This window comes from Desulfovibrio porci (assembly GCF_009696265.1).
Classification (GTDB): domain Bacteria; phylum Desulfobacterota; class Desulfovibrionia; order Desulfovibrionales; family Desulfovibrionaceae; genus Desulfovibrio; species Desulfovibrio porci.
This window is the reverse complement of the sequence record NZ_VUMH01000031.1, coordinates 1-1,994: the sequence shown is the minus strand read 5'-3', so window position 1 is coordinate 1,994 and position 1,994 is coordinate 1. Positions and strand designations below refer to the sequence as shown.

General features: G+C 67.2%; 2 protein-coding genes. Both read left to right on the top strand.

Going from position 1 to position 1,994, the window contains the following annotated elements:
• Positions 1-259 precede the first annotated feature (259 nt).
• Entirely contained in the window at positions 260-1,015 is a 756-nt protein-coding gene (locus FYJ44_RS14330) for a SapC family protein (RefSeq protein WP_195841044.1), read from the top strand.
• A gap of 31 nt (positions 1,016-1,046) precedes the next feature.
• On the top strand, positions 1,047-1,964 hold the full coding sequence (locus FYJ44_RS14325) for a glycosyltransferase family 2 protein (protein ID WP_154513300.1): 918 nt from the start codon (positions 1,047-1,049) through the stop codon (positions 1,962-1,964).
• The last annotated feature ends 30 nt before the right edge of the window (positions 1,965-1,994 follow it).

Genomic DNA, 1,994 nt, shown 5'->3' with positions numbered 1-1,994 from the left:
CGCCTAAACCCTGATACCTTCCCTTCCGCTCCCCTCTTCCGTGGGGAGCGGAAAGGGAGACGGGCGCGACCCTCCTGTGCGGCCGGCTCACCATATGCGAGCCGGCCACATGAAGAGGGTCGCGCCTCCTTTCACCCGCAGGCCTTCCGGAGGCCCCTGCCGCCGGTGCGGCGCTCCGGAGATTCCCGCTTTTTGTCTCCCTGCGGAGCGGCCCGCGAGCCGCATCACTTCCCCATTCATCACAGGAGATTTCATTCCCATGTCCCGCATCATCCCCCTGAGCAAGAAAGCGCACGCCGCGCTGACCTTCAAGGCTCTGGACGACTGCTCCTTTGCCGCCTCCATGACCACCATGCCCCTGCTGCCCTTTGAGGTGCCGGATGCGGCCCGCTGTTTTCCCGTTATCTTTCCGGACGCCCGCAATGCCGTGCCCCACGCCCTGCTCGGCCTGGGCGACAGAAATGTTTTTGTGGACACAAAGGGCCGCTGGACCGCGTCATATCTGCCCCTCATGGCCGCCAATCATCCCTTTTCCCTGATTGAGGCCCGTTTCTCCGAGGGGGCGGACGACGAGGCGGAAAAAAGCGAGATCGCCCTGGCCATTGAGGAGGACGCGCCTCATTTTCATCAGAAGGACGGTCTGCCCCTCTATGGTCCCGACGGCGAACCCACGGAACTGCTGCGGGGCGTCATGAACGCCATGGCCAGCCAGTACCGCCGCCACAGGGCTTGTGAAAAGGCCCTGGCCGAACTGGCCCTGCACGGCGCGCTGCGCGAGCGCGTGCTGGGCGTGCGTCGCGGCAACGGCAAGGAGCGCAGGGTGGGCGGCCTGCGCTGCGCGGATCGGGCCGCGATCATGGCTCTGCCCGAGGCCACCCTGGGCCAGTGGGTCAAAAACGGCCTCATGGAAATGCTCTTCGCCCACTGGCACAGCCTGCGCCACCTCCAGACCCTGCTGGACGATCCCTCCTGCCCGGAACCCGCCCCGGCGGCCGGGGGCAAAAAGAAGCGCTGAACGCCCCGCCACCCTTTTGAGGAGGTGGTCCATGCCTTCCGCCCCGGTCGTCACGGTCATAGTGCCCAGCCACAATTACGCCCGCTATCTGCCCGGCGCGTTGCGCGGCGTTCTGGGGCAGAGCGTGGAGGACATCGAAATTCTGCTGGTGGAGGACGGCTCCACGGACCAGTCCCTGGCCGTGGCCCGGGCCTTTGCCGCGCGCGACCCCAGGCTGCGCGTGCTGACCCATGCGGACGGCAAAAACCACGGCCTGCCCGCCGGTCTGGCCCTGGGCCTGGCCGAGGCGCGGGGCCGCTGGACGGCTTTTCTGGAAGCCGACGACCTCTGGCATCCCCACTGTCTGGAGCGCCGCCTGGAGGCTGCGGAAAAAAGCGGCGCGGGCGTGGTCTGCAACGACATCGCCCCCTTCGCCATGCCCGGAGCCGACACGGCCTGGTTTGAGGGCTATGTGCCGCGCGTCATGCGCTGGCACGCCCGGTATGAGCGGACCGTGTGCGACGTGCGGCCCTTTTTGCTGGAAAACAAGATTCCCACCTTTTCCTGCGCCATGGCCCGCACGGACCTCTTGCGCCGGATTTCCCTGCAAACGCCCGTGCCGCGCTGGCTGGACTGGTGGGTCTGGGCGCAGCTCGCCGCGCGCGTGCCCTTTGCCTTTGCGCCGGAAAAACTGACCCGCTGGCGGCTGCACCCCAAAAGCTGGCATCACAAGGTGGAGGTCTTCAGCTATCTGGCGGACTTCCGGCGCATGGGGCGCGGCTTCCGCCGTCTGTTCGCCCGCGATCTGGCCCGGCAAAGGCAATGGGGCGCGCTGGCCTTTTTGTGGCTGCCCGCCACCCTGCGCCTGGCCGCGCGCATGGCCCTGGTGGCGCGCGAGGACGGCCTTGCGCGCGCCCTGCGCCGCATTTCAGGCAGGGTGGACGCCGTGCGCTCCATCCGCAAGCTGTAGAGCGATTTCAAAGGTAAAACCACGCTTTTC

Excerpts from the sequence above, each read along its gene's own strand:
- FYJ44_RS14330 (WP_195841044.1), top strand. The coding sequence starts at position 260 with ATGTCCCGCATCATCCCCCTGAGCAAGAAAGCGCACGCCGCGCTGACC.
- FYJ44_RS14325 (WP_154513300.1), top strand. The coding sequence starts at position 1,047 with ATGCCTTCCGCCCCGGTCGTCACGGTCATAGTGCCCAGCCACAATTAC.